Consider the following 21,168-nt stretch of genomic DNA (forward strand, 5'->3'; position numbering starts at 1 on the left):
GCAGAAGACCCTGAGTTTGAGACGTTCTACACCAAGAACATTCTGCTCAACGAGGGCATCCGCGCTTGGATGGCTCCTCAAGACCAGCCTCATGAACACTTCACTTTCCCTGAAGAGGTTCTGCCTCGCGGTAACGCGCTGTAGGTTTGTTTACTTGACCAAAACTTAGACAGTCTCTTCTCTTAAGAGTTCGGTCTTTCATCAACTAAAAAGCTCCTGTCTCCGGGCAGGAGCTTTTTTTTAAGAATTTCAGTTTTCAATCACCACACATTCGGGTGGATGTGTTACATTAGCATTCAGGTGGATAACACCCAGAGTGAAATGCTCTGCCTCTTGAAAATAAACCGTTTAGGGACAAGGAGGTGATGCCCATGCAAGATAGTAGTAAAACCATGGGTCATCAGGTTGGACATAGCTGGCTGTGCGCCGGGGCTGCTCTCTAGTAGTTAATCTTAGTTTCCCTTGGAGCTAAGTCCTCTAGGAGATGCTGGGTTGGCATAGAGTTCCTCCCGGCAGTCTAGTTTCAATCTGAAGACCCGCTACACCGCTCTCACCATAAGGCTTACTAACTTTTAGTTATTTGCCTCCCGGTGAGAGCGGATAGTTTTTTAAAGGGCAAAATTTTATTGAAGCTGATTTATTTAAAAACTCAGCAGAAATTAGAAATGGAGCTAGGAACTATGGCTCAATTGCTTAACGAAACTGAAATTCAGGAGCGCTTGGCTCAATTGTCGGGCTGGACACTAGAGGGTAAAGAAATTCAGCGAGTTCGTAAATTCAAGGATTTTGTAGAAGCGATCGCCTTTGTTAATCGGCTTGTTGACCCCGCTGAGACTGCAGGGCACCACCCCGATTTAGTCATTTCTTACAACAAAGTGACCGTTTCCCTGACCAACCATGATGCAGGAGGGTTAACAGAGAAGGATTTTGCAATGGCGAAGACGATTGATCGTATTGAGTAGAGCCGCTGTTGAATAGATTTAGCTCTCTGTAGAAACCCTGTTGCTGAAGCTTCAATGGGAGCGAGCATGACAACTGCTCCTGGTAAATTTGGCGAAAAGCTGCTTACACTGGGATACTTCTACTTAGAAGATTGCGGCACTCCTTGCAGCCCTCAAATTTACCAATCCGAGTGTTCTCGGTGTGAATCCAATCAGCTACTGACCGAAAGCTTATCCCTCACACCAAACCAAATTGTGCCCGCTGCATTGTCAAATCTTGCTCTAGAGCAAGAACTTCTAAAGTCTTTGCAATATGTGCTGGAAAATGTAGAATTTTGCAAAACATAATGCTATCTTTTTGAGTGGGCTGTAATAGATTACAAAGTCCCTCTTGAACATAGGTGTGAGGATCATGATTAGCAAAATTTTGTGGAAATCATTGCTGGTTACACCAGCTCTGCTAGGTACTGCTTTAGCTGTTTCGACTCCAGCGATCTCAGCTGAGACTGCAGCTCCCGAATCTGAAGCTCTAAGCGCAGAGGTTCTTGCTGTTGAGTCAGAAGCTTCTGTTGTTGAAGTAGCTGAGCTTGAGCCAGTTGTTGAACCAATTGCTGAAGTTGAAGCTCCGGTTGAGCTATCTCAAGTTCCAGTTGAGCAACCTGCGCCTGCTGCTGCGCCTGCTAACACAACGACCTCTGTTGATTCCCTTGAGCAAATCATGGAATATAGCAACGAGGGCAACGTCAACAGCATCAACCAGGTTACGTCTATTTCTCAACTTTCAGACGTTCAACCCACCGACTGGGCATTCCAAGCTCTCCAGTCTCTAGTTGAGCGCTACGGTGTAATCGCGGGTTATCCCGATGGCACCTATCGCGGTAACCGTGCCATGACTCGTTACGAGTTTGCTGCCGGTCTAAACGCTGCTCTTGACCGCGTGAACGAATTAATTGCTGCTGGTTTGGCTGAAGCCGTAACCCGGGAAGACTTGGCTACTCTGCAACGCTTGCAGGAAGAGTTTGCAGCTGAACTAGCGACCCTGCGTGGACGAGTGGATGCACTCGAAGCCCGTACCGCTGAGTTGGAAGCAAACCAATTCTCCACAACCACTAAGCTTCGTGGTGAGACCATCTTCGCTGTTGCTGGTGTGATTGACGAAGATGAAGCGTTTGACGATCAAATCACCTTCGGTTACCGGGCTCGCCTCAACTTTGATACCAGCTTCACGGGTCAAGACCGCTTGAGAACTCGCTTCCAAGTTCGCAACATTCAGGACTTTGATTCTGATCCGGTTGGCTTCTCGTTCAGCGGTGACTCCGAAGGCGATTTCGAGCTGGATGACCTAGCTTACACCTTCCCCTTGGGCGAGCGCGTTGAGATTGCGATCGCAGCTAACGGTTACGATGTAGATGACTTCGTTGCTAGCACCATCAGCCCACTGGACAGCAGTGGTCAGGGTTCTATCTCTGACTTTGGCTTCCCTCGTCAGTATGCTTTCAACGCAGGTGGCGGTGCAGGCGCGGGTGCCATCATCCAGTTGACCGACAATTTGTCCCTGGATGGAGGCTACGTTGCTACTGATGCCGCTAACCCTGATGCTGGCGCTGGACTGTTCAACGGTCCTTACAGCGCAATCGGTCAGTTGACTTGGCTGTCTGATGCTTTTGATGCAGCTGTCACCTACGTTCACTCTTACAGCCCTGAATTTGGTGCTGATAATGCGGCTGCTAACACCTACGGTGGTCAGGTTAACTTCCGACTCATCCCTGGTATCGAAATTGGTGGTGGTATTGCCTACACCGACATTGCTGGTGTTCCTGGTGATGCTGAGTCTTGGAGCTATCAGGGAACTCTTGCCTTCCCTGACCTAGGTGGAGAAGGCAACCTGCTCGGAATTTTAGCTGGTGTACCTACTTATACTGCTGTTCCTGGCACCGACATCGAGACTAGCTTCTTGGTTGAGGGCTTCTATCGTTATCGTTTGACCGACAACATCTCTATCACTCCTGGCGTGATCTGGATTGAAGATCCCTTTGGAGATGATAGTGACAGCACTATCATCGGTGCACTTAGAACTACCTTCACCTTCTAAATTTTGGGATGATTTAGTTCTATAAAGGGGGCGAGAGGCAATGCTTCTCGCCCCCTTATTTAATTCTTAAGTCTTGTCTTCGTAGTCCCCTCAGGGAGCACGAATATTAAAGTCTCAACTTTGAAGAGAAACGGTATTACAGTCATAAATTGCGCGGACAATTGTTGTAAACCTGCAAAACCCCACTGGAGAACCGGGGTATACTGGAGATAGCTCTATGAGATAACCATCATGAGCTAACAGTAATGATCCCCTTCCTAAAGATTGCCTGTGGAACTTTCGTGTAAAAGTGAATACGCTATCCTTGCACTACTGGAACTCGCAGCGCACTATGATAGCGGAGAGCCGCTGCAAATTCGGCAGATCGCGGCTGAGCAAAACATTCCTGACCGTTATTTAGAACAACTCCTTGCAACAATGAGACGTTCTGGTCTAGTGCGTAGTCAGCGTGGTGCTAGAGGTGGCTATATCCTTGCTAGAGAGCCTTGGAAAATTAGCTTGCTGGACATAGTTGAGTCAATTGAAGGTTTAGATTCTCAGCCTCCTGAACCTAAAGAGGGCACAAAATCAGTAGAGGGTATGGTGATTTGGGAGGTTTGGAAAGAGGCTTGTCTAGCCGCTGAGGCAGTGCTCCAAAAGCATACCCTTCAAGACTTAGCTGAAAAGCGGGATTCCAGACAACAGCTCGACTTGATGTATTACATCTAAGTCGGGAAAATCCTAAAAGCCATTAAGCATTTGAAGCCAGTATTCAAAATTTATCAATATCTAAAGCCATGCGTATTGCTCACGATGTTACTCGTTTGATTGGTCGCACGCCACTTGTACAGCTAAACCGAATTCCGCAAGCCGAGGGCTGTAGAGCACAGATTGTTGTCAAGTTAGAGGGAATGAACCCTTCTGCCTCAGTCAAAGACCGAATTGGGGTCAACATGATTGAGGTAGCTGAGCGAGAAGGGTTGATTACCCCTGGGAAGACAGTTTTGGTAGAGCCAACTTCTGGTAATACCGGAATTGCTCTAGCAATGGCAGCAGCGGCAAAGGGTTATCGGTTAATTTTAACGATGCCTGAAACGATGAGTTCGGAGCGGCGAGCGATGCTGCGAGCTTATGGGGCAGAGCTAGAGCTAACTCCTGGTATTGAGGGAATGGGTGGGTGTATTCAGCGGGCTCAGCAAATTGTGGATAGGCTACCTGATGCCTATATGCTGCAACAGTTTCGTAATCCTGCTAATCCCCAAATTCACCGTGAAACGACTGCTATGGAGATTTGGGAAGATACAGACGGACTGGTTGATTTTTTAATTGCAGGGATTGGTACAGGCGGTACCCTCACGGGTGTGGCAGAAGCGCTGAAACCGCGCAGACCTAGTTTTAAGGCGATCGCCGTAGAGCCTGCTAGCAGCCCAGTTCTCTCGGGTGGCAAACCTGGCCCTCACAAGATCCAAGGCATTGGTGCAGGGTTTGTGCCTGAAGTTTTGAGAGTCGATTTAATCGATGAAGTAATTACGATACCGGATGAGGAGGCGATCGCCTATGGTCGTCGGCTTGCCCGTGAAGAGGGGTTACTTTCAGGAATTTCTAGCGGTGCGGCTCTGGCTGCTGCGATTCAGATAGCTCGTCGTCCTGAGAATGAGGGACGGCTGATTGTGATGGTGCAGCCCAGCTTTGGCGAACGATATCTCAGTACACCGCTCTTTCAAGACCCAGAACTTACTGCTGCTATGGTCATGAACTAACGAAGACAAGTTAAACAAGACTTGGCTATGAGGGAGTGAAAGTAAAGCAAAACTCTACTTTTACTCCCTTAAAAATTGAGCTAGTGACCGTTAGTTTTGCTGACGGTCAAATGTTTACAATGGGCTTATGGCGCATTCTAATCACTACGAAATCCTGGATATTGATCCAGCGGCGAGTCAAGCAGAAATTAAGCAAGCCTATCGTCGCCTGGCTAAGCAGTTTCACCCCGACAGTAACCGTGAAATTGCAAACAATGATCGAATTACACGGATTAATGCTGCATACGAAATTTTGGGCGATCCGCAGCGGCGGCAGTCCTATGACCGAGAGCTAAGCTTTTCGAGGCAGATGAGAAGTGCCGGTGCCTATGGCGGGACAAGCTCCCCATCCTGGCACAATCGTCAACAGCGAACGGCTGCCGCGCAAAATCAGTATCGACAGCGGCAAACCGGACGAGACACAGACGAACAGCTTCAGCAGTGGCTCAACCAGGTTTATCAGCCCGTTAATCGAATGATCAGTCACATTCTGAACCCCTTGAAAGAGCAGATTGATGATCTCTCAGCTGACCCCTTTGATGATGAACTGCTTGAAGACTTTCAAACTTATTTAGATGACTGTCGAGATTATCTGCAAAAAGCTCAGCGTTCTTTTCGCTCAATGCCAAACCCGTCGAATGTAGCAGGTGTAGCAGCTCATCTTTACTATTGTCTAAATCAGGTCGGAGATGGCATTGATGAACTAGAGCGTTTTACCTCTAGCTATGACGAACATTATCTGCATACAGGGCAAGAGCTGTTTCGGATTGCTAAAGGGTTGCGACGAGAGGCGCAAGCGGCATTAGGAGATCTGATGTAAGGTTAGTAGAAACTATTTGCCGATGCAGAAGCGGCTAAAGATGCGATCGAGGACAGATTCAGTGACTTCTTCACCTGTAATTTCACCCAAGGCTTGAATTGCGCTGCGAAGATCAATCGTCCAAAAGTCTAGGGGAAGTTGTTCGGCGATCGTCGTTTGTACTTGCTGAAGTGCGGCTTTTGCTCGGGTAAGGGCAGCAGCTTGACGCTGGTTGATCGCTAGATCTAAGTTGCTTGCGGTTAGGTTTTTGGTTTTTACTGTTTCTAGAATTGCCTGTTCTAAAGCGTCAATGCCCTCACTGTGAGCCGCTGCGGTTTTAACGACGGAAGCTACCTGGGGTAGTGGCGGCAAAGATACAGACGCTGCCAAATCAATCTTGTTGACTACGAGAATTAAGGGGCAATGCTGCACTTGCTCAAAGATCTCTTGGTCGGCTGCTGTCCACCCAGTTTGAGCGTCAATGGTCAACAGTACTAAATCAGCTGCTTGAGCCGCTTGGCGCGATCGCTCCACGCCAATCTTCTCTACCTGATCAGTCGCTTCTCGAATGCCTGCGGTGTCCAGTACCTGAACCGGAATTCCGCCCACTACAAGCTGAGATTCGACTACGTCGCGAGTGGTGCCAGGAAGGTCAGTGACGATCGCGCGATCGCTCCGACTCCAGGCATTTAGCAAACTGGATTTGCCAACATTGGGGCGACCGACGATCGCTACCTTTAACCCTGTTCGGAGTAATTCTCCTTGGTCAGCCGTTGCGAGAATCTGCTCCACCTCTGCCAAAACTTGAGCCAGTTGCGCTTTTACCTGAGATTCATTCAGGGGTGGCAAGTCTTCCTCAAAATCAATTCGCGCTTCGACTTCTGCAAGAATCTCTAGACAAGTGGCTCGAAGCTGGCGAATGGGCTGTGCTAGTTTCCCCTGAAGTCCGGCGAGGGCTGTTTGGGCTGCTTGGGGCGATCGCGCTCCCACTAGATCAGCAATGCTTTCAGCCTGAGTTAGGTCGAGCCGCCCATTTAGAAATGCCCGTAGGGTAAATTCTCCCGGCTCTGCCAGTCTCGCGCCCTGTTCTAAACATAGTTGCAGCACTCGCTGCACCGCCATGATGCCGCCGTGACAGTGAAACTCTACTACGTCTTCACGGGTGTAAGAGCGAGGAGCCAGCATTAGCAGCAACAGCGCCTCATCAATCAGTTCCTTGGTCTGAGGATCGCGGATGTAGCCGTAAAGAATGCGATGGCTTTCCCAAGGTTGACGACCAGGAGTGTGAAATAGCAAACGGGCGATCGCCACTGCTTCTGCCCCAGAGAGGCGCACAATGCCGACGCTACCCTGCTGGGGCACAATCGCAGTGGCGATCGCCGCGATCGTATTGCCTGGAACCCCGGTTGCAGTCATATTCAAAGCAGTCTCTCCACTAGAAATAAAAGTGCTTCACCGACGGAAATGCTCCATCTCATATTCAGCGGCAGCATGAGCGATTGCCCTTGGATAAATTCGGTGTTCCTGCACCTGAATACGCTGATGCAGCGTTTCAACGGTGTCGTGGGGAAAGACGGGTACGGCTGCCTGCATCACGATCGGGCCACTATCAACCTCTAACCACACGTGATGAACTGTGCAGCCTGCAATTTTAACGTCAGCCGCGATCGCCTGCTCGACTGCTCGCATTCCTGGAAAGCTGGGCAAGAGGCTAGGGTGAATATTGAGAATTCGTCCGGGAAAGGCGTTGATCAGCACGTCCGTTACTCGCCGCATCCATCCGGCCATAATTACCCAATTAACTTCATATTGCTGAAGAGTCTCGACAATCTTTGCGTCTAATATTTCTCGATCTGGAAAATCGCGATGATTCAGTAAAACAGACGGAGTTTGCCAGTACTTGGCTCTTTCGGCTGCTCTAGCATCAGGATTGTTGTAGATCAAGACTTGAATTTCAGCATTGAGCTTTTGCTTAGAAATAGCTTGGGCGATCGCCTCAAAGTTGCTACCGCTGCCAGAAGCCAACACACCCAATTTCAAGGGTGCAATGTACGAACTTGGAAATTGTAAAACGTCAGGAGAAACAAGACTAACTTCGGCTTCATGCGGTGTCATAACGCAGGACTATTGATATTCAGATGATATTCAGATGATATTCAGAAGTGTTTGGAATCATTGCTGACGAATGGCGATCGTGTATGAGGGACGCTGTTTTGCTTCGCGCTGAGATTTGACCAGACGAAAATCGGCATCTATATATAAGTGTTCAAGCTGAGGAGAAGCGGTTGAAATTCGCTCAAACTTTTTAGCTGTACTTTTGTCTACTTTGCCAAACTGAGAGTTAGATTGTGCATGAGCTGAGGAGGGCGATCGCCTCACTTCAACTTTTGACGTAAACCAACTGTCTGCTCGTTCAATATTGAGAGGAATTGCTCTGGATCGAAAAGCTTGCTCAATCCCAACGTTTTGAATGATCCACTGTCCTTCCTGCACCTCAAACTTTTGAATAATCATAAAGTCATAAGCCAGCAAAATGTTAGACAACTTGCTGAGAATGGGAAACTTGTGCCCCGGTGCATAGCGGGCAATGTTGGCGTAATAGCCATCGTCATGAAAGATCTGATAGGACTGGGCAAAAATTCGCCCTGGAAAAATGTCTTGGTAAGGAATGGTAGACCAAACCGTTAGCCAAACTCCAGGCACCAAGGGCAACTGATCTTCAGCGTTGGGAAAGGGATTGCGTTGGCTCAATTCTGCAAACAGCGGCTCTAATTCTTGCTTATAAAAAAGCACCTTTTGATTTAACGGTTCTGAATCTCGACCCTCAACCGTTTTCAATAATCGCTCTTTCAAAGCCCCTGTAGATAGCTGGCTTAAATCAACCTTTTCCGTCATTTCACGAGTCATCGCTCATCCTCTAGCCGCGCGCTCTTTAAAGGTAATTCATATCGCGATCCTAAATGATTGGGGGATACTATCCAGCTTTTCCTTAGAGAACCGCTTTAAGGAAGCCCTAGCTTTCTTCTAACTGCAGGAGGACTGGGGTTTTTTACATAGCCGTCCAAGGATTTAGCATTTGGGCAAAGTTCTGTGGAGCTGTCTTGGAATCTGCTGCCAAACGCTAAACCCCTACTTCATCCCTTATTCCTGATCTCTCATTCCTCATCCTTTCCCCTCCGTCTGTGATAACCTGAATCACGCTCGACTCATTCCACTGCCCATGTCTTCTCGTACGATTCAGAGTATTTATACAGACGGAGCCTGTTCTGGCAATCCTGGCCCTGGTGGTTGGGCAACGGTAATTTACTTTAGTGATGGTTCCATTCACGAACTGGGTGGAGCAGACCCAGCCACAACGAACAATCGCATGGAGATGCAAGGGGCGATCGCCGCTCTAGAGTTTCTGCCCACCCTCGACCAGACTGAACCGATTCACCTTTACACCGATAGCGAATATGTCAAAAACGGCATCACCAAGTGGATCCAGGGCTGGAAAAAGAAAGGCTGGAAAACCTCAACCGGCAAACCTGTTCTCAATCAAGATTTGTGGGAACTGCTCGATGAACTAAATCTGCGGGTGAAAAAGCACCTGAATGCTCCGGTGGAATGGCGATATGTGCGGGGACACACAGGCAACGAAGGAAATGAACGCTGCGATCAGATTGCTCGTGCTTTTTCTCTGGGTAAAAAACCTGTGCTACGGCAGTTATCTTTTGAGCAACCGATTAGCACAGCACGAACTCCTGGAGATATTAAGCAAATTGTGAAGGGAGAAGGGCGATCGCCCCAAACGCTAACGTTAGAGCAAGAATTCTCACAGTCTGATGCTCACTCGGTAAAAAATTCATCAACTGATGCAATATTTGATGCAACCGCCACTAATGGGAACATTTCAGAGACGATACAATCCAGTTGCATCTCTGCTGACGCTGTTCCCTTTGACCCAGCTATGGTAGATTCTATTCCTCCAGCTACGTCTGATGTTCCCGACCTTCCCCGTGAAGTCAGGGTTGCCCAACTACGAAACTTGGTAGAGACTCTGCGAATGGCGGATGAAGTTGCCAGTCAAGGCTATTTGATCACCAGTTCAGAACTGGCTGACCTGATGGACGTTAACGCCAGCGCCGTCACCAGTCGGGGAGACAATTGGGTTTGGCGAAATTGGGTCGTTTCTAGGGTGCGCCGTGAAGGAAACCAGATTCTTTGGCAGCTAGAGCGAGTGGATTGAGAAGGATGAGGGATGAAGCTAATTCATCCTGTCTTGATGGGCTGAAGATGTAAATTTCTTTAAGTAGATAGCATCTACCGTGGGATGAGCAATGCTAAAACTTGCTCAGTAACCATTGCGCTCTTCTCACTGTATGAGCATCGATCTGTATAAGCATCGATTATTCTGCTTTCCCTGCTCCCTCACTATATTTAGATCTCACTCATTTTTATCTGGCGTTCAAACAGCATATCTAGTAGGCTAGTTAATCCAGAGCCATCCCAATATTCTTCATAGTGAGCAACATCTGTAACATCTGGTAAAACAACCAGGCGCAGCAGGGCATCGTGTCGATTAAATTAGTCGTCTGGCAGTTAGCGGTAGAGGTCTGTCGTGGAAATCGTCCCGGAAAATTTTTGGAGTCAAGTGCTAGAGCGGTTAGAACTACAGCTAAGCCGCCCTACCTTTGAAACCTGGATCAAGTCTGCTACCGTTGAACAACTAGACGAAAACTGCCTGGTCATTTGCACACCTAATCCCTTTGCCCGCAACTGGATTCAGAAGTACTACATCAAGACGATGAATGACGTCGTTCACGAGGTGTTGGGACATCCGGTCGAGATCCACATCAACGTCAGACCCGGAGGCGAGATGGAGGGGATGGAGGATGTAGATATGCTGTGGCCCCTACCTGTAGAGGTGCCTCCCGTTGAACAGTCTTCTTCCCAGGGAGCCAAGCAAACCGATTTGAATGTTAAATATGTTTTTTCCCGTTTTGTGGTTGGTTCCAACAACCGCATGGCTCATGCTGCCTCTTTAGCGGTCGCTGAATCCCCTGGCCGCGAGTTTAATCCGCTGTTTCTTTGCGGTGGGGTTGGTTTGGGTAAAACTCATCTGATGCAGGCGATCGGGCACTATCGCCTGGAGATTGACGATGAATCTCGAATTTTCTACGTCTCAACGGAGCAGTTTACCAATGACCTGATTGCTGCCATCCGTAAGGACAGCATGCAGAGCTTTCGAGAACACTATCGGGCAGTGGATGTGCTGCTGGTAGACGACATCCAGTTCATCGAAGGCAAGGAATACACCCAGGAAGAGTTTTTCCATACCTTTAACACGCTGCACGAGGCGGGTAAGCAGGTTGTGCTGGCATCCGATCGCCCTCCCAGCCAGATTCCTCGGCTTCAGGAACGGCTCTGTTCTCGCTTCTCAATGGGTTTAATCGCTGACATTCAGCCGCCCGACCTGGAGACGCGAATGGCGATTCTGCAAAAGAAAGCAGAATACGAAAACATGCGCCTGCCTCGCGAGGTGATTGAATACATCGCCTCCAGCTACACCTCTAACATCCGAGAATTAGAAGGGGCGCTGATTCGGGCGGTGGCGTATATTTCCATCTCCGGTTTGCCGATGACGGTAGAAAATATCGCTCCGGTGCTAAATCCGCCTGTTGATCAAATCGAAGCTTCTCCCGAAGCAGTAATTACGGCAATCTCCGAGACCTTCAAAGTTTCCATCGAAGACCTCAAAAGCACCTCTCGCCGCCGCGAAATCAGCGTCGCCAGACAAATCGGCATGTACCTGATGCGCCAGCACACCGACTTGAGCTTGCCTAAAGTTGGAGAAGTCTTTGGCGGCAAAGACCACACAACCGTAATGTATAGCTGCGAAAAAATCGCCCAACTCAAGGACAGCGACCCCGAAATGGCAAGGACGCTGAGACAGCTAAGCGATCGCATCAATTTATCTAGCCAAACTCCAAATTTGCCTCGGAAGAAGGGGAAGTAGGGGATAGGCTTTGATTAAAGGTTGGTTTCTTTAAAGCAAGAATCAACCTTTAATCCCCTACCTACTGTGCCAACAACTGAAAAGACTCCAAAAAAGCCTCGGCTTCCTCGGAGTCTTCGATGTCGCTGCCGTCTGCTACCTCAACCGCCATCACTTGATAGAGGCGTTGGTTTACGACAAAAACTCTGACTTTGCCAGTCAACCCGTCCGCATCCTCATATTCAATTTCTCTGCCGGTGTAACCGTTTAAAGAGATAGGGCGATCGCCCGTCAAATCAGCTTCCCCATCTTGCAGCAGTCCGCGCCTGATTCCATTCCAAAATCCGTCTGGATTTTCTTGCAATGCTGCATTTAACCTTTCCTGGTCTAGCTCTGCATAACCTACAGCGTAAATTCTGCCGTCGTGCTCAACTGAGAACATGTGCAGAAACTCTTGAACCAAGCGTTCTGTTGGTTGACCGGGCATCGAAACACTGAAACCTCCCGCAGAAGGCGAGAATACCTGCCAACTTGCTCGAGCAATATGAGCAGTTGGCTCAGCGTGGACAGGCTGCACTGTGGCATGACCCAACAAAAGCACCATCACCGTAAACGAAGGCACCCAAAGTTTTAAGTTCATCAACGTTTGCTTGAGGGAACTCGAAGATTTTATCCCAAACGTTTACAAAAATTTGGTATTTCTCGTATCGCTCCTGCTAAAAGGTTGAACTATGATCCCCGGTTTTCTGTAACAGGGCAAAGCCCTCGTCCTTCAATCTGCTGCAATTCGATACAGTCGCTATACTCTCCAGTTGGTGTGCTGGCAGGCTCAAATACTAGTAGAGCTTCACTGCCCGATGCATCTCCATGCCGTACTAGCAGATAGCGATCCCAATACTGCAACCCTACTAAGCTGTTGAGGGGATAGGTTGAAAACTCGTTGGGCAAAGAGCGACCGCCAGGCACCTGGACTCGATAAAGCGCATACCCACCCGGCTGTGGATCGATGACAAAAATTGCAGTTTGCTGGGTTTCGGCGCATTCTGTCAGCAGCACACCGACGGCAATATTGCCCGTTTCAGGGTCGATGGCTAGCTCTCCCACTACACGCTGACCATTAAACTCTCGCTGGTCTACAATTTCTGGTCCAGAACAATCCAGCGCATCTAAAACGTTGATATTCCAGTCCGTAATGTCAATCTCTTGCGTACTTCCGAACCACTGACCGCGCAATCGCCTGCCTTCATCTAAAACTTCGATTTGTGATGAAGGGTTTGGCTCTCCCGGATCTGGAGCATTGGGAGCCAGTCCTGTTTGAATGTCAAAACAGTTAAATCCCAAGCTTTCGTTATAGTCAGCATTAAATGACCCCAGGGCAACTGTAAACTGATACTGGCTAAAGTTGCGAAATGGCCAGCGTGAAGTAGCATCGCAAGTTGCTTGATCACAAACACAAGCAAATACCGGCACGTCGGGATGCTTCTGTTTCCATTCTTGAATAATTAGCGCTAAATCAACGTTTTCACCCCTAGCGTAGCGGGCTGTTGGTGCAAGTTGTGCCTGAGCAGTAGCCCCAACGAATCCACACAATCCGACACCTAAACATAAAGATAGCCACCGAGCAGAAATATGAGTTCGTCGCAGGTTCATAATCATGACCTCGCTAAACTTTTTCCTGATTCTCGCAGCGTACTGCTCTGAGTCCTTTGGCTGAACTGGAGGTATCAATTTTTAACTTTGGTGGAGCGTAGAGTGGGGGCGATCGCTGCTTAACTGTATTCTCTCAAGGCGATCGCGTCAATTGGCCTAGCGCAATTTTACGGCTTTCAAATAGTTCTAAAACGCCGTTTGTTACTGTTCTAACCACATCCGGATCGCAGCTTGAGAGGAATTCTTCAGATGAAATATCGTCCCTAAAGAAAGCTTTAGCTTGCTCTACCATCTTTCGCAGTTCTGCAAAGCCAACAGACTTTACTACAAAAGTGGCGATCGGTGAATTTTTTACATCATAGGAAGAGTTGAGGCTACGCCCAACTTCTAATAGCTCCAATACTTCATTTTCCAAAACCGTTGCAGGTGGCACATGAGCTGAAATGGTGGGAATAAAGTGTTCTAGCTGGGCAGCGGAATGAGCGGTAGAGGGCAACTCTCCCATCATTGTAGAGATTGGAATGTCTCGCCCAATTCTGAAAGAAAGCGCTTCAATAATGCCAATTGAAACGAGCTTAGCTCCTAAATAAAGGCGAGCGACTTCAAGATTTTTGCGAGTGCGATCGACCAATGCTTGATAGGTCTGATCGTCTGGCTCTCCCTTAAATTGTTGAAATACCAGTTCAGGCTTGAGGAAGCTCATAAAGCCTTCCATCTTCTGGATGGAGGTGCGATAGCCTTGCACTGTGTAGGAACTGGCACTTTTGAGGTGATGATTGGTTTCAGGCAGCAGGTTCCAGGTGTTGTCTAAAAAATGAGCTGAACTGGTAAAAGCAAAGTTTTCAACATCTCGATTGGAAACGCGGACAGCTTGCTTGACAATGGACTGTGTTTTTTCATCCGTCCAACTAAACCCAAAATCCTGGCTAATGTCCATTAAGCGCTGATATAGAACATCACTAGCGCTCAAGCCTGAAGCAGACTTGGGACGAAAAGGAATGGTTGCTTCGATGCAGGTTAAGATTTGAGCAATGATGTCAAGCGGCAACAGGTTTTCTAAAGACTTAGCAGCTATAACAGCGCTCAAAAATTCATTTTGTCCGCCCATTGGCAAAATCTGACCAGGCACAAAGCCGAAGACAGCGGCAACTAGGTCAAAAAGGCGATCGCTTACCAACTCATCTTGATCGCGGATGATCAGCTTACCCCAATCTTCTTTAACAAAAGGGGAGATGTAGCTGCTGATGTTGACACTGACCCCCTGATCAACTTGGACATAAACCAGGTCGTGAAATAAAGCTGCCAAAACTTCGATTGCTTCCCCAGTTGCGCCAACCGTTCCACCCACTTCAAAGATGTGTTCGGGGGTGTGAAAAAAGCGCCAGGGACCTGTCATGGTTTGAATGATCAAATCGGCTGTTCGATGCAGACGATGCATCTGCAAATCGCCATGCAACTGCTCAATTGCCCAGACCAAACTATCCAAGCATCGTTTCTTATCTTGATCGAGCTGCATACAGTTGCTCCGATTTCCCTGAGTGCCCTGTAATGAAAATACTAATTCTTTGCTGCAATCTCTGCACGACATCTGTAACGTAACGTTGTTTGTGTGATTTAAATCATCGCTAGAGCCGTTCTCAATCACCCGTTTTTGAGTTCAAGATCACGATTCAAGCTTGGTTTCAATCACCAGGTAGACCCTTGAAAAGCGAGATAGTCTTGACATTCAGATGCTTCCCCTACCACCATGTCAGACCTATCTCTCTCGAATGCTGCTTCCACAAAGTTTTGCCGCTCCTTTTGGCGCTATTTAGAGAAGCCACTAACTGGCTTATTGTTAACACTTGCCTTGAGCCTGATGGCAAAGGGATTCCCCATTGTAAAGGCGCATGGGGCTGAAGTGCCAGAAGTAGCCGATCGGTCTACATTAGATGTGACAAATATAGTCAGTCGGTCTACTGATTTAGCCCAATTTGAGGCTACAAATCAGCAAACTTTGCCCGATGGAACTTATGTATTTGGGCAATCTCCAGAAGCTGATCAGGTTGGTTCAACTTACTTGGTGTTTGAAGCAAACGACGAGCAAATTGTTGGAGCGTTTTATATGCCAACTTCTTCGTTTGACTGTTTTTATGGTGAGCCAGAGGTTGAGCATTTAGAACTGACGGTGGTGAATAGTGAAGATCAGTCTGAATATGCCCATACAGTAGAGTTGCAGCGAGACACCAGTGTTGCAACGGTTGGCAACTCGGCGATCGCCTCTCTCCACTTGACGGGCTACCACCAAATCGACACGGTCAGCCCCAACGATCATAGAATCTTGGCAGCTTGCAAGGTTGCCCAACAGCAATTAGGACGAAACTAGAGTGTGGAGGAGAATGCCTGTGAAGGAATACTTTCCCGTTTGGTGAAAGCAGCCATCTACTTGAAATATTTAATTCTTGTTCTGTAAGATCCCTGGGCAGAAGAAAATGGGCAATATACAAGGTGGTGGGTGACACCCCTTAGCCGTTTCACATCTACCCTGGTGGAGCAACATGGAAGATTTTTCTGACTCCGCTCAGTTGGGCGCGACTCCTTCTAATTTTGATGACCCTGATCAGCCCTTGAATTCATCTTTGGATGAGGGGCTGAGGGCTTTGAAGCAAAAGAATTATGCAGCAGCGATCGCTTCCTTGAAGCCAGCGCTGCAAGCCACTCGCCCATTAACGGTGCTAAAGGCGCAAATGGCACTCGTGAAGGCTTATCAGGAAATTGGGCAAGTCGAACAAGCGATCGCGCTTTGCCAAACCCTTTCAACCAGCGCCAATCAGCGCACCCGTTCGTGGGCCGCCCAAACCCTGTCAGATCTCGCCCAACGTTATCCCCAGGCAGGCTCAGCCCTACGTGAAGCCGCTCACTCGCGCCGCGCATCCGTCACCCCACAAGAGCCAGCTTCACGCTCGGTAAACTCTAAACTAGACCAGACGGGGTTCGTTCCGCTGGAAAATTCGTCTGAAAGTTCTGATGCAAGTTTGGCAGGAGCGGATGCGACAGGTTTCGTTCCGCTTAATTCGTCTTCAGCAAATGTTTCGCGCCCATCAATTCCTCGAGCTGAAAATCGTACAGTGATCCAGCCTGTCGATGAGGAGGAGATGGATGAAACTGGGACTGGCGAAACTAGTTTGGCGAATCCATTTGTTTTTCCTGCGGATGTAGAAGACTCAGGTGTAACTTCTAGACCTGAATTACCAACCCAAATTCAGTCGCATACTCAAATTCAGTTGGGCGATCGCCCGCTTCAACCCACCGATCCCCAACACGATTCAACTCCTGCTTACTTCCCAAGGTGGCGACAGGCAGGCAGGGCACAACGCTGGACACCACTCGGTACAGTCAAGCAATGGCGGCTGTGGTTAGCCCAGATTGGCACGGCGATCGCCCTATTTTGGATCATTCGAGCCGTTCTAGAAGTGGCGCATCTAGCGTCCAATACCGTTTTTTCTACGCTGCGTCTATATCAATTCGTTGTCTATGGCTTTGACCCCACCTGGTGGATTATTTACCCACTCATCGCTTTATTTTGTGGCTCTCCCTGGATACTAGACTTTTTGCTGCGGCGATTTTATGGGCTAAAGTCGCTGAATCTTTCTCGGTTAGAGAACTACAGCCCAGAATCAGCTAGAGTGTTAAAGCGAATTTGTGGACAGCGACGCTGGACAGTGCCAGCGCTGGGCATCTTGCCAACCACCGCACCTCTAGCTCTAACCTATGGCTGTCTGCCACGCAAAGCCCGCATTGTAGTCAGTCAAGGGTTATTAGAACAGCTTGCCGATGACGAAATCGCAGCAATTTGTGCGGGTGAACTGGCGCACATAGCGCACTGGGACTTCGCCATTTTGTCACTAGTGGCGCTGGTGACTCAGCTCCCTTATCTGCTCTATTGGCAAGCGGCTCAGTGGGGCGATCGCCAGCAGAACCCTTTCCTGCGCGGTAGTCTGGCGGTCGTTGCGGCTGTTGGCTACTGGCTGTATCGAGCTTTTCGCTGGGCAGGGCTGTGGCTATCGCGATTGCGGGTTTACTACAGCGATCGCACTGCTGTCGAGATCACTGGAAATCCGAATGGTTTAACCAGAGCACTGCTCAAAATTGCCATTGGCACAACCGAAGAAATTCGTTGCCAGAGGCAAACTAGCAACCTGATAGAAAGTTTTGAATTGCTCGCGCCTGTAGGCTATCAAACTGCTTTAAGTCTGGGCAGCATCTATGCTCACGTACCGCTAGAGCCGGTGCTGGAATGGGATCGCAGCAATCCCTACCGTAATTGGTTAGCAATTAGTAACGTTCATCCACCACTGGGCGATCGCCTTCAACTTTTAACTTTTTATGCCCGTCATTGGCGACTGGAGACAGAGCTTGACTTGAATAGCAAGCCCGTCTACATTTCGTCTCGCTGGTCGCAACGATTTGGGCTTCAGGTGGCTCCTTTTTTGGGTGTACCCTTAGGAATCCTGGTTGCGCTGGCGCTGTGGCTGATCGGTGGTATTGCAGATACGATGCAGATTGTCAGTTTGGATTGGCTTTGGGGCGATCGCAGTATTCTTCTAGCGCTAATCCCGATTGGCTTTAGCGTCGGTACCTTCCTGCGAATCAACTCCTTCTTTCCCGATATCAAGCCCTCCAACCTGAAGGTTGAACCATCACTGCCAGATTTGCTTAAAAATCCTGCGTCTTTGCCCATTGACAGTCTACCTGTGCAGCTTCAGGGCAAGTTGTTAGGTCGTCAGGGAATTGGCAATTGGTTGGGGCAAGACCTGATCTTGGACACCCAGACAGGGCTGATCAAAATTCATCACTGCTCTCAGTTGGGGCAACTGGGTAACCTGCTGCCGCAGTCTCCTCGACCCAACGAGCTAGTCAATCGCTCTGTCACAATTACAGGTTGGTTTCGTCGAGGTGCAACTCCCTGGATTGATTTGGAACTGCTCCAGACCCAACGAGATCTTGCTGCTGGCAGTATTCGTAAAGTTCAAAGTGCCCATCCAATCTGGTCCACCCTTCTAGGCTTTTTGGCTGCAGTGTGCGGAGCCTACCTAATTATTCGAGGTGGCTTCTAATTATTTGGTGTTTTTTGCAGTTGGGGTGGTTCCTAGCGCGGCGATCGCCACTCCAACTAAAATCACGACTGCCCCAAAAACCACCTGCATTCCTGGATTTTCCTGAAAGAACAGGAGTGCCAAAACCCCAGAACCGACGGGTTCTGCCAAAATTGTCAGCGTCACTAAAGTTGGGGAAATCCAGCGCACCGCCCAGTTAAAGCTGGTATGACCAATCAGCTGAGGAAACACCGCCATCAGCACAATCCAGAGGTAGACCTGACTGGGATATCCCACATAGCCAACCCCAAAGAACAATGGCAGAGGCAACAAGACCAGCGCAGCCGTTGTGTAAGTCAAGACGATATGGCTGCTAATTCCCAAGCCTCGCCGCTGAGCTTCTCGACCCAACAAGAAATACAGGCTGACTGCCACAGATCCTGCTACTGCCAGCAAATTGCCCAACAACGGATTGCTGATGGGGCTACCGCCAGAACTGCCCAGTCCGATTAATAGACTGCCGATTAGGGCGATCGCAATTCCCAGTCCAGTTTTTAACGATGGCTTCTCACCAAACCATAACCAAGATAGAATCGCGACCCAGACGGGATTGGTCGTCACCAGTGCCGTAGAAGCCGCAACAGAGGTGTAAGACAAAGAAGTAACCCAGCTGGCAAAATGCACTGCCAAGCAACAACCTGCTGCCACCGAATAACTCAGCGCACTGCGTTGAAACTGGGTAGTCCAAAAACTTCTCCAGGCTGGAATCAAAAACAGCGCCGCCAGGGTTAAGCGCGAAGCCGCTAGCACCAAGCTAAAGCCGACACTGTTAACCTCAACTGCTTCCAGTGCCAATCGAATAAATATTGCAGCGGTCGAGGCGGAAAGCACACCCGCCATGAGAATCAGACCAACTTTCCAGTGAGAAGGTTGGTCTGACATAGAGCTTTTCATAAAACTGGGGCGCTAGGATTCGAACCTAGGAATGGCGGGACCAAAACCCGCTGCCTTACCACTTGGCTACGCCCCACCAACGAAGCCTTGTTAATCTTACCAGTTTATTCCCTGAATGTGTCAAGCAAATCCAAAAAGATTGTTTCCATAAAATTCTGACTAAGTTTCAGTAATGCTTCGGTACTCATTTAACCTGTCAATGTAGATATATAGAGGTGTTTCAGTAAATACAGACTCAGATGAAATATTCCCCCTTGTTTTCCGCTTTGTTGATTGTCTCGGCAGTAGTTGTTTCTGCTTGTGGTTCCTTATCCACCAATTCATCAAATGAGGCTCAATCGCCTGCGTCTCCACCGGCTGATTCTCCTGAGGTTGTCGTCGTTTCTCCAGGTGGTAGCTCCTCGTCTGAAACCTCAGAAGAGTCCTCTCCCTCTGCTGAGGTTCCTGCCGCATCGGGTGCAACGAGTTACCAGGAGCCAAACGACCTTTTCCAAATTTCTTTTCCAGAAGGCTACACCCACCAGGAAACTGGTAGTGGCATTGCCTTTGTCTCTGCTGACAAGGGCTTTGGTGGTTCAGTCGACTTTGGGGCTGCTCAAGGCGGGGAATTGAGTACAGAGGACCTGGAGAAAGCTCTTAAAGAAGAATACGAAAATCGACTTGAGGATGTGGCGTGGCAGGGTTCTCAAATTCAGCCTGATGGCAGCATTCGAGTCGATTGGGTGGGTCGCGATACCGATGGGAATGATCTGGACGCAATTAGCTTTGTTGAACAGCGTGGCGACACGATCTTCATTCTCAACTTGTACGGCATTAACAAGGCTTATGCCGACTACAATGCTGATGCTGAAACGATTGTTGGCAGCTATCGAGTCCGCCAGCAGTAATGCAACGCGTGATCGAAATCCTAAAAACTTTGATTTTTGGGAGATGGGCATTGTGTCTACAAAATAGATACAATGCCCGTTTGATAGACAGGTTTAGAGGTCAACGTTTAGAAGTCAGCGGTCAATTGCACAACGGTTTCTAAAGTTTCACCTGATGCTAGATGAGTCAGGCGATCGCCCGTATTCAAAGCATTGCGAGGAGCACTCCAAGGCTCCAGACAATAAAAATCTTTGCCTTTGACCGTCCAGAACACGAGGGTCGAGTAAAGGGGGGCATAATCTAGCTTTAATCGAGTTTGTTGACCCAAATCGGCAACTGCCGCAGATTGACCAGAAAGCTGCCAAAACGATGCATCAATTTCATCCAGGTCAAAATCAAATTGCCCAGAGAAAGATTGGACAGATTTGTCTCGCTGGTTTTGAAATTGGTTAGAAGGAATCTCAAACTGAAGCTGAGTTTTATCAAAAACTTGAAAGTAGGGATGTAGCCCAGTGGAGAAGGGCATTGCTTCAGCGGAATGGTTGGTGTAGCGTTGGTGAATTTCCAAGCTATTGCCCTGTAATCGATAGGTAAAAATGAGCTGGAAGTCAAATGGGTAGACGGCGCGAGTCTGGTCATTGCTGTTTAGCACCAGCGTTAGACTAGCCCCATCTTGGGTGACTCGGTCCGTTACTTCCCAGGGTAGATCGCGAGCAAAACCATGCTGCTTCAATGTGTAGGACTGCCCCTGGTAGGTATAGGTATTGTCCGGCAGGTTCCCGCAAATGGGGAAGAGGATAGGAATGCCGCCTCGCACGGTTAATTCGGGATTGGCAAACCGCTCTGCATCAAGGTAAAGCATCTCCTTACCGCGAATTTGCCAACTGGTGATGATGCCGCCTCGCTCTGGGACAACCTCAAGACGAGATTGTCCAATCTGGTCGGAGAGGATGTAAGTCTTATATTGCTTTTGCTCAAGGTCGATCGCAAACACAGGCTTCTCCCAATTCCACATGGTGGACTATAGCAATCAAG

General features: G+C 48.7%; 19 protein-coding genes, 1 tRNA gene and 1 pseudogene. 12 read left to right on the forward strand and 9 right to left on the reverse strand.

Annotated features, from left to right (window positions below; all coding sequences use genetic code 11):
- The 7 genes and pseudogenes from H6G00_RS27025 to H6G00_RS27055 form a co-directional block, all read left to right on the forward strand.
- Window positions 1-144: pseudogene (locus H6G00_RS27025) on the forward strand (photosystem II protein D2); the annotation flags it as partial.
- 536 nt (window positions 145-680) lie between these two features.
- The gene (locus H6G00_RS27030; protein ID WP_190799096.1) at window positions 681-962 is read left to right on the forward strand and encodes a 4a-hydroxytetrahydrobiopterin dehydratase; all 282 of its coding nucleotides are present in this window, start codon (window positions 681-683) and stop codon (window positions 960-962) included.
- Window positions 963-1,028: 66 nt separating this feature from the next.
- Window positions 1,029-1,289: a hypothetical protein gene (locus H6G00_RS27035; RefSeq protein WP_190799097.1), complete on the forward strand. Its 261-nt coding sequence runs from the start codon at window positions 1,029-1,031 to the stop codon at window positions 1,287-1,289.
- Between the two features lie 64 nt (window positions 1,290-1,353).
- Window positions 1,354-3,033 carry an iron uptake porin gene (locus H6G00_RS27040; RefSeq protein ID WP_199318734.1) on the forward strand — a complete coding sequence of 560 codons (1,680 nt, stop codon included), beginning with the start codon at window positions 1,354-1,356 and terminating at the stop codon, window positions 3,031-3,033.
- A gap of 270 nt (window positions 3,034-3,303) precedes the next feature.
- Complete coding sequence (locus H6G00_RS27045) at window positions 3,304-3,741, forward strand: Rrf2 family transcriptional regulator (RefSeq protein WP_190799098.1); 438 nt, start codon at window positions 3,304-3,306, stop codon at window positions 3,739-3,741.
- Between the two features lie 68 nt (window positions 3,742-3,809).
- Window positions 3,810-4,772, forward strand: coding sequence for a cysteine synthase A (gene cysK / locus H6G00_RS27050; RefSeq protein WP_190799099.1), 963 nt, complete (start codon window positions 3,810-3,812; stop codon window positions 4,770-4,772).
- 127 nt (window positions 4,773-4,899) lie between these two features.
- Window positions 4,900-5,631 carry a J domain-containing protein gene (locus H6G00_RS27055; RefSeq protein WP_190799100.1) on the forward strand — a complete coding sequence of 244 codons (732 nt, stop codon included), beginning with the start codon at window positions 4,900-4,902 and terminating at the stop codon, window positions 5,629-5,631.
- A gap of 12 nt (window positions 5,632-5,643) precedes the next feature.
- Here the strand turns inward: H6G00_RS27055 and mnmE are convergent, their stop codons facing one another.
- The 3 genes from mnmE to H6G00_RS27070 are packed head-to-tail and all read right to left on the reverse strand — an operon-like array spanning window position 5,644 to window position 8,517.
- Complete coding sequence (gene mnmE / locus H6G00_RS27060) at window positions 5,644-7,026, reverse strand: tRNA uridine-5-carboxymethylaminomethyl(34) synthesis GTPase MnmE (RefSeq protein ID WP_190799101.1); 1,383 nt, start codon at window positions 7,024-7,026, stop codon at window positions 5,644-5,646.
- Window positions 7,027-7,062: 36 nt separating this feature from the next.
- Window positions 7,063-7,725 (reverse strand): phosphoribosylglycinamide formyltransferase, encoded by a 663-nt coding sequence (purN, locus tag H6G00_RS27065; RefSeq protein WP_190646746.1) that lies wholly within the window; start codon window positions 7,723-7,725, stop codon window positions 7,063-7,065.
- Between the two features lie 57 nt (window positions 7,726-7,782).
- Complete coding sequence (locus H6G00_RS27070) at window positions 7,783-8,517, reverse strand: hypothetical protein (protein ID WP_242042526.1); 735 nt, start codon at window positions 8,515-8,517, stop codon at window positions 7,783-7,785.
- A gap of 313 nt (window positions 8,518-8,830) precedes the next feature.
- Here H6G00_RS27070 and rnhA point away from each other — a divergent pair, with 313 nt between their 5' ends.
- Window positions 8,831-9,838 carry a ribonuclease HI gene (gene rnhA / locus H6G00_RS27075; RefSeq protein ID WP_190799102.1) on the forward strand — a complete coding sequence of 336 codons (1,008 nt, stop codon included), beginning with the start codon at window positions 8,831-8,833 and terminating at the stop codon, window positions 9,836-9,838.
- Between the two features lie 372 nt (window positions 9,839-10,210).
- Entirely contained in the window at window positions 10,211-11,608 is a 1,398-nt protein-coding gene (gene dnaA / locus H6G00_RS27080) for a chromosomal replication initiator protein DnaA (RefSeq protein WP_190646744.1), read from the forward strand.
- Between the two features lie 61 nt (window positions 11,609-11,669).
- Here the strand turns inward: dnaA and H6G00_RS27085 are convergent, their stop codons facing one another.
- From H6G00_RS27085 to H6G00_RS27095, 3 genes are all read right to left on the reverse strand, one after another.
- The gene (locus H6G00_RS27085) at window positions 11,670-12,227 is read right to left on the reverse strand and encodes a hypothetical protein (RefSeq protein WP_190799103.1); all 558 of its coding nucleotides are present in this window, start codon (window positions 12,225-12,227) and stop codon (window positions 11,670-11,672) included.
- 89 nt (window positions 12,228-12,316) lie between these two features.
- Complete coding sequence (locus tag H6G00_RS27090) at window positions 12,317-13,237, reverse strand: hypothetical protein (RefSeq protein WP_190799104.1); 921 nt, start codon at window positions 13,235-13,237, stop codon at window positions 12,317-12,319.
- A 133-nt stretch (window positions 13,238-13,370) separates the two neighbouring features.
- The gene (locus tag H6G00_RS27095; protein WP_190799105.1) at window positions 13,371-14,753 is read right to left on the reverse strand and encodes a hypothetical protein; all 1,383 of its coding nucleotides are present in this window, start codon (window positions 14,751-14,753) and stop codon (window positions 13,371-13,373) included.
- A 231-nt stretch (window positions 14,754-14,984) separates the two neighbouring features.
- Between H6G00_RS27095 and H6G00_RS27100 the strand changes: the two genes are divergently transcribed.
- Window positions 14,985-15,602 carry a hypothetical protein gene (locus H6G00_RS27100; protein ID WP_190799106.1) on the forward strand — a complete coding sequence of 206 codons (618 nt, stop codon included), beginning with the start codon at window positions 14,985-14,987 and terminating at the stop codon, window positions 15,600-15,602.
- A gap of 172 nt (window positions 15,603-15,774) precedes the next feature.
- Window positions 15,775-18,333, forward strand: coding sequence for a zinc metalloprotease HtpX (locus H6G00_RS27105; RefSeq protein WP_190799107.1), 2,559 nt, complete (start codon window positions 15,775-15,777; stop codon window positions 18,331-18,333).
- Here H6G00_RS27105 and H6G00_RS27110 read toward each other — a convergent pair whose 3' ends face one another.
- Together H6G00_RS27110 and H6G00_RS27115 are read right to left on the reverse strand one after the other, a co-directional pair.
- Window positions 18,334-19,254, reverse strand: coding sequence for a DMT family transporter (locus tag H6G00_RS27110; protein ID WP_206757021.1), 921 nt, complete (start codon window positions 19,252-19,254; stop codon window positions 18,334-18,336).
- 16 nt (window positions 19,255-19,270) lie between these two features.
- Window positions 19,271-19,342, reverse strand: a tRNA-Gln gene (locus tag H6G00_RS27115).
- 163 nt (window positions 19,343-19,505) lie between these two features.
- On the opposite strand from H6G00_RS27115, the gene H6G00_RS27120 reads away from it, so the two are divergent.
- Window positions 19,506-20,153 carry a hypothetical protein gene (locus H6G00_RS27120; protein WP_190646737.1) on the forward strand — a complete coding sequence of 216 codons (648 nt, stop codon included), beginning with the start codon at window positions 19,506-19,508 and terminating at the stop codon, window positions 20,151-20,153.
- 107 nt (window positions 20,154-20,260) lie between these two features.
- Here the strand turns inward: H6G00_RS27120 and H6G00_RS27125 are convergent, their stop codons facing one another.
- Entirely contained in the window at window positions 20,261-21,127 is an 867-nt protein-coding gene (locus H6G00_RS27125; RefSeq protein WP_190799129.1) for an aldose epimerase, read from the reverse strand.
- Window positions 21,128-21,168: the final 41 nt, after the last annotated feature.

This window comes from Leptolyngbya sp. FACHB-541 (assembly GCF_014695875.1).
Classification (GTDB): Bacteria; Cyanobacteriota; Cyanobacteriia; order Elainellales; family Elainellaceae; genus JAAUTN01.